6 protein-coding genes are annotated in these 6,524 nt (G+C 40.2%); 2 read left to right on the plus strand and 4 right to left on the minus strand.

The genetic code is table 11. The annotated features are described in order from the left end of the window. Nucleotides 1-55: 55 nt before the first annotated feature. On the plus strand, nt 56-1,183 hold the full coding sequence (locus E0E36_RS05990; RefSeq protein ID WP_013664047.1) for a TlpA disulfide reductase family protein: 1,128 nt from the start codon (nt 56-58) through the stop codon (nt 1,181-1,183). 113 nt (nt 1,184-1,296) lie between these two features. On the opposite strand, the gene E0E36_RS05995 is transcribed toward E0E36_RS05990, so the two are convergent. After that, nucleotides 1,297-2,589 (minus strand): HAD-IB family phosphatase, encoded by a 1,293-nt coding sequence (locus E0E36_RS05995; RefSeq protein ID WP_013664046.1) that lies wholly within the window; start codon nt 2,587-2,589, stop codon nt 1,297-1,299. 53 nt (nt 2,590-2,642) lie between these two features. Beyond that, on the minus strand, nt 2,643-3,608 hold the full coding sequence (locus E0E36_RS06000) for an NAD-dependent epimerase/dehydratase family protein (RefSeq protein ID WP_130855126.1): 966 nt from the start codon (nt 3,606-3,608) through the stop codon (nt 2,643-2,645). A 103-nt stretch (nt 3,609-3,711) separates the two neighbouring features. Here E0E36_RS06000 and E0E36_RS06005 point away from each other — a divergent pair, with 103 nt between their 5' ends. Continuing rightward, entirely contained in the window at nt 3,712-4,893 is a 1,182-nt protein-coding gene (locus tag E0E36_RS06005) for a formimidoylglutamase (RefSeq protein ID WP_130855127.1), read from the plus strand. Between the two features lie 6 nt (nt 4,894-4,899). Here the strand turns inward: E0E36_RS06005 and E0E36_RS06010 are convergent, their stop codons facing one another. Both E0E36_RS06010 and E0E36_RS06015 read right to left on the minus strand, forming a co-directional pair. Then, a complete protein-coding gene (locus tag E0E36_RS06010) occupies nt 4,900-5,826 on the minus strand; it encodes an alpha/beta hydrolase (protein ID WP_242627136.1) in 927 nt (308 codons plus the stop codon). 133 nt (nt 5,827-5,959) lie between these two features. Further along, the gene (locus tag E0E36_RS06015) at nt 5,960-6,361 is read right to left on the minus strand and encodes a hypothetical protein (RefSeq protein WP_013664042.1); all 402 of its coding nucleotides are present in this window, start codon (nt 6,359-6,361) and stop codon (nt 5,960-5,962) included. Between the last annotated feature and the right edge of the window lie 163 nt (nt 6,362-6,524).

The raw sequence follows: 6,524 nt of genomic DNA on the forward strand, positions 1-6,524 counted from the left end.
ACAGTTTACTTACTGTTTATTTTGGTGGTAAGTTATACGGTATAAAAAGAAATGTATGAAACAACTAATAATTGGTGTATTAACAGCCCTGCCTTTTTGGGCCAATGCACAGCAAGATTATGTGATTAAAGGAAATATAGGAAATGTAAATGCTCCGGCGAAGGCTTATATTTCTTATCGCCTAAACGGAGCTAATCAGCTTGACTCCACAAGTGTCATAAATGGCGCATTTTCGTTTAAAGGTGCAGTAGAAGAGCCGCTTAACGCTGTTTTAGTATTAGCCCATAAGGGGGAACCTGTAATGCAACTGGAAGCACCCGATATGATTCCTGTCTTTTTGGAAAAAGGAACGATTACGGTGCAATCGGCTGATTCATTAAGTAAAGCTACATTAGGCGGAACTCCATTAAATGTAGATCAATCCACCTTAAACAAGGCAATGGATGTGCTTAAGGCTGATCAGGCAAACATCATGAATGTATATTATGGAGCATCGGATGAAGAAAGAAACTCCGAAGAGTTTCAGAAGAAGTTTCAAGCACTTTATGAAGGTTTACAACAGAAGCAAATACAAATTGTAAGTGATTTCATTAAGAGCAAACCAAATTCATTAGTTAGTATGTATACCTTGCGATCTACGCTGGATCCCGGGAGAGATTATGAACAGGCACAACAACTATATAGTAGCCTGTCAAAAGACATACAAACAAGCAAGATAGGCGCAGAATACGGACAATCATTGAATGCAGCAAAAGGTACCAGTATCGGTGCGCAAGCCCCTGAATTTACCATGAATGATACAACAGGCAAACCAGTGGCCCTTTCCTCTTTCAAAGGTAAATATGTTTTGATTGATTTTTGGGCGAGCTGGTGCGGCCCGTGCAGGCAGGAAAATCCAAATGTAGTAGCGGCCTTTAATAAATATAAAGATAGAAATTTTACTATTTTGGGCGTTTCTCTGGACAGACCAAATGGAAAGGATGCTTGGTTAAAAGCTATTTCCGATGACGGATTGGCATGGACACAGGTTTCCGACCTGCAGTTTTGGAATAATGCAGCGGCTCAACTCTATGGCGTACGAGGCATACCTGCCAATTTTTTGATTGACCCACAGGGAAAAATTGTCGGAAAAAATCTACGAGGAGAAGAACTGCATGCCAAATTAGCTGAAATACTTCAATAGGAAAGAGTTTCGCTTTGAGAAAGCCATAGGAATGTTATGTTAAAGGAACGCTTTTGTTTTTCTTTTTTCCGCAAAAAAGAAAAACAAAAGCGTTCCTTTTCAAAGACAAGGCGCTAATATAAAATCCGAAGCTTAATAGTTGTAGTAATCTGCCTAAGCTCTTTTAAAAGCGTATCATCATAGCCTTTACTAATATCCGTTATTACATAACCGATATTTCCTTTTGTCATTAAGAATTGTGCAACGATATTAATATGGTGCTGAGCAAACACATTGTTTATTTGCGCCATAATTCCCGGGACGTTTTTGTGAATATGGATAAGACGATGTGCTTGATGAATGCGTGGCAATTGCATGTTTGGAAAATTACGGCTCATGGCTGTATCTCCCTTATTAATGAAGTCGGCCATTCTTTTAGGAATAAACTCGCCACTTCTTTTTTTATCCTTCTTGTCGTCAAAAAGAACGATTCCCATTTCATTACATAGCTCCCGATTAATGTGACCTTTACTGTTTCCGAGATAGCCAATGGTTTTCAGTTTCTCTGCCTGCGAAAGTTGCTCATCGGTGATATCTATACCGTTCGCCAAAAGAAGCATTCCGACATCTTTTACATATTTCTCTTCTAATGTTTCTTTATGGCGGATAGAAAAACCATCTCTCCTAAGCAGATGGATAGCAATTTCCGGAACGTCGCCAACAATAAGACAAAGAATGCGATTTTTTGGATATGAAATAGCTCTGGGTAAATGATTGACGTATAAAAATTCGTCCAAGCTAGGTGTGATATGGTCTGCTTTTTCTGATACCGATTTGCGTTCAATGTTTTCTGTGAAGGCATAGAACTTTTCAATCAGACCCGATTCTTTTAATTGGAAGTCCGAATAACCATCACCAATACCATAAATAGTGCCGTCAAGATTCATTGTCTTGAGCAATTTTACCTTACCTCCCTCATCTGATAAGGGATTGCTCTCATCGTAACCGACGATATTTCCATCCTCATCAAAAATGAATGTATTGGCATAAATATTTTCTGTTTTTATACCGTACGGAGTTACTACGGGGGTTATAAATTCTTTAAATCCGCCGGAAACAATCAATACATCTTCACTATGCTCACGGAGAAACACACGATTTCGAGAGAAAGATGAAGACACTTTCTTTTTGAGGGTACTGATCAATTTCTCCAGATGCGATTTGTTAGCCTGGAGAAGCTTCACTCGGCCCGCAAGGCTCTCTCGGAAAGAAATGTTGCCCTCCATTGCCGCGTTGGTTAAGCGTTCAATTTCCGTGTAGATCAATTCTCTGGCCGGATGATGTTCAAGGGAAATCCGGGCCAATTCATCAAGTGCTTCAACTTGTGTAAATGTACTGTCGAAATCAATGATGTAATAATGTTTCATGTCCGTAATGGGATTAATCTTTAAAGATAGGCGAGAGAAGAACTTCCGCCTATCTAAATATGTTCACAAATTTCTTTTAACGTTTCGCTAATAGGCTTAAATGAAAAGCCTATCTTCTCTTTAAATTTTGCATTGGAATAGGCTTGCTTTTCACGGGCCGCATGCGCAGTGTCGTGCGTTAATCCCGGTTGTCGGCCGGTAAACCATGATAAAACCTTCGCCGCCCTCCATGCTAATCCCAACATGCCCCTGGTTGCTAATTTATTGGGTGCAGGTTTACCAAGGTAATTCGCGCAAATGCGGAAGAGCTCTTGGTACGTCATATTTTCATTGTTAATAATAAAACGCTCTGCTTGGATATCCTTACTGTTCATTAAAATGATCGCGGCTCTGGCAACGTCTTCCACATCCACCAGACCTACACTGCCTTCCGGGTAATACCGCAGGCCATCTTTCAAAAGCTTAAAAATTGCACCGGTGTTTTCCTGGCCGCTTTGACAACCAATAATCAGCGAAGGGTTCATGATGACGGCATCCAAACCCTCTACCGTGCCTCGCCAAACTTCCATTTCTGCTTCATATTTTGAAATGGCATAACCATTCTGTGAACCGTCAAATTCCCAAATGTCATTTTCGTCGGAGAGCAGCTGTGGTGGCTTCGGCTTACCAATAGCAGCTACCGAGCTAACGTGTAATAGACGGGCACCGTATTGTATACACAGGTTGACAATGTGGGCCGTGCTGCTGCTATTGACTGCAACGATTTTCTTTTTGTCTTTTGGATCGAAAGAAATCATTGCTGCACAATGATAGACCTCCTTAACTCCGTCAAAGGCGTCTTCCAGTTCAAAATAATTGCTAATATCGGCTTCCAGCCACTGCAGGTTTGGATGTGTAAGAAGATCATTAGGAATGACTGAAGTTTGACGTTTGATCGCCCGAATCGTATTTCCTTCGGCGAGTAATCGTCTAAGAAGCGTTGAACCTAAAAATCCTGTTCCACCAGTAACTAATATCACCGTCTTATTTCCTATAGATTGATCATTAATACTTTCAAAAGTAAGTTAATAAATGGATATTTGCACAATCTTAAAGTAAATTGCATTAGCTAATCCTTTTTTCATGTCATTGATCGATTTTTTTTCTCCTATTGATGTTCAGCAATTAACCCCTCCGCATGGCTTCTTGACCAGTCAGCTTGGAGCGCATATAAAGGCTTTTGAAACGAAATTCCCGGATCAAGAAGAGGAGGCTTTTGATTTAGCCATCATTGGTGTAGCGGAAGATCGCCGAGCAATCGCTAATCAAGGGTGTGCACTTGCTCCTGATCATGTGCGTGAAAAATTGTATAGCTTGCACCGCGGTGATTACCTCTTGCGAATTGCTGATTTTGGAAACATACAAGCAGGTGAGCGGATAAGCGATACGTATGCTGCCCTGAAAATAGTGGTAGAAGAGTTAATAAAAAAGAACATTATTCCGATTATTATCGGAGGAGGGCAGGATCTGACCTACGCACAATTCCAAGGTTATGAAAAACTCGAGCAAAAAGTGGACCTGGTGGTGATTGATTCACATTTCGACTTAGACGAATCTATTGAAAATGAAAGTGAAACAACGTCACAAACCTACCTAACCAAAATATTACTACACCAGCCGAACTATCTTTTTAATTATAGTAACATAGGGTATCAAACCTACTTCGTAAGTCAAGATAGTCTGAAAGTGATGGATAAGCTCTATTTTGATTCCTATCGTCTTGGCTTGTTTACCGGAAAAACGGATCAGGCAGAACCTGTTATCAGAAATGCCGACTTATTAAGCTTCGATATCAGTGCTGTTCGTTCTTCTGATGCTGCAGCCAATGCAAATGCAACACCAAACGGTTTCTATGGTGAAGAAGCCTGTCAGCTATGTCGCTACGCTGGGATGAGTGATAAGTTAAGTTCTATCGGCTTTTACGAGTTTAATCCTGCATACGATCAAAATGGACAAACTGCCATGTTATTAGCCCAAATGATCTGGTATTTTATTGACGGCTTCTATAACAGAAAGAAAGATTTTCCACTACAACCAAAATCATCTTATGTTACTTATCGTGCTTCATTAAACGATGATAGCTATGAATTGGTTTTCATAAAAAGTAAAAAAACAGATCGTTGGTGGATGCAGGTGCCTTACCCTAATACAAAGTCAGTAAACGAGCGTTTTCATTTAGTGCCTTGCCGATATGAAGATTATCTATTAGCCATAGAAGGCGAAATGCCCGACCTTTGGTGGCGGACATTTCAGAAACTATCTTGATTACCACTAAAAGCCTATTTCATGTAACCATACCAAGGCATGGTCAAACCATTTGTCAGTGGTTGTTTTATTGTGTAAACCAAAGCCATGTCCTCCATGAGGATAAGTGATTAGCTTGGAAGGGACCTGCTGTTTTTGTAATGCTTCGTAAAAGCGTTTGCTATTGGCAATCGGAACAGCGGTATCATCTTCTGCATGGACCAAAAGGGTAGGTGGCGTATCTGAAGTAACTTGTGTTTCATTGGAAAAATAGTTTACCATCTCCTTGTTCGGCATTTTTCCTAGCAAATTATTACGCGAGCCGCCGTGTGTAATGCCGGAGTCCATACTAATAACGGGGTAGATCAGTAACATAAAATCGGGGCGAAGACTGGTTTTCTTTGGATTATCAATTTTAACATCTTGATAATGTACACCTGCCGAAGAGGCCAAATGCCCCCCCGCAGAAAAACCGATAATACCGATTTTTTGTGGATTGATACCATACGTTTCAGCCTGCTCCCTAACAAGTTTGAATGCTTGTTGGACATCCTGTAGGGGGCCAATGCTCTTATCCTGCATCAAAGCTTCGTTGGGCAACCTATATTTTAGAACAAAAGCAGCAATACCGTTCTCTGCAAATTTTTTGCCTATTTGATCCCCTTCATGTCCCATGGCCAAAATGCCATAACCGCCGCCTGGACAAATAATAATGGCAGACCCCTTACTTTTGCGCTTATTTGGTGCATAATACTTTATCGCCGGGATACTGACTGACGATATTCGCTCGATGCCATCCTTTCCTATCTCACTTACTTCTGTTACCGCCGTTTTATCCGGTCGTTCATTGGGAATCTTGCCGTTTGGGTAAATGGGTTGGAAATCACCCGTCTGTGCGCTTACTAAATGACATGTCATGCACGAAAGGATCAACATTTTGATTTTTAAGTTCATAAAAGTTTATAAAGCTAGTTTAAGAATCATGTATTCTGTTTGTTGAAGTGTAGAAATGATACGATCATTTTAGATGCTAAATATAGCTAAATATCACGATTGATACCGAACAACCTAGTTTGACCCAAAATAATTACTCCATACCGAGTGCCCTAACTAAAATATTTCTTCTTGCAATGTGATCAAAAGAAAGTGTTTGAAATTCTTCTTCGATGAAATCATAAAGCGCAATAACTTTAGCCCATAGGTTCTTTCTCGTTTCTTCATCATCATTAAGGCCTGCAAGCTCATCTAAGAAGGCCGCTAGCATATTCAATTCTTCTGCCTTATAAGCTTGTTCTCGGATTTGATCCATAAACACATCAGTGGATATGGCAACCAATGCTTTTTGGGAAGTACCATAATAGTGTTCTAAAGTATAAATTACCTCTTCCAGTGCTTTTGGTTCATGGTCTTCTATGATCAGCCTTTTCACCTTTGCCAGTGTATGGCTTAGTTGCTGCATTTGTGCGGTTAAAGAATCTCGTTTTAACATTTTTAAGCTATCAGTTTTCTGTTACTAGCAGTATTTCTTTGAGTTGGGCGTTATCAGTTATGGTTATGCTCGTTGTTTGTTGTTCCGATAACGCTTCTAAAGACAATGCGACTACTACTACTACTACTACTACTACTACTCAACCACTTAACTACTCAACTAC

Source organism: Olivibacter jilunii (genome assembly GCF_900607235.1).
In the GTDB taxonomy this organism is placed as follows: Bacteria; Bacteroidota; Bacteroidia; order Sphingobacteriales; family Sphingobacteriaceae; genus Olivibacter; species Olivibacter oleidegradans.

What these genes read in the sequence shown, in the direction of transcription:
- E0E36_RS06015 (WP_013664042.1), bottom strand. Translation starts at nt 6,361, where the DNA reads ATGTTAAAACGAGATTCTTTAACCGCACAAATGCAGCAACTAAGCCAT.
- E0E36_RS06010 (WP_242627136.1), bottom strand. Translation starts at nt 5,826, where the DNA reads ATGAACTTAAAAATCAAAATGTTGATCCTTTCGTGCATGACATGTCAT.
- E0E36_RS06005 (WP_130855127.1), top strand. Translation starts at nt 3,712, where the DNA reads ATGTCATTGATCGATTTTTTTTCTCCTATTGATGTTCAGCAATTAACC.
- E0E36_RS05995 (WP_013664046.1), bottom strand. Translation starts at nt 2,589, where the DNA reads ATGAAACATTATTACATCATTGATTTCGACAGTACATTTACACAAGTT.
- E0E36_RS05990 (WP_013664047.1), top strand. Translation starts at nt 56, where the DNA reads ATGAAACAACTAATAATTGGTGTATTAACAGCCCTGCCTTTTTGGGCC.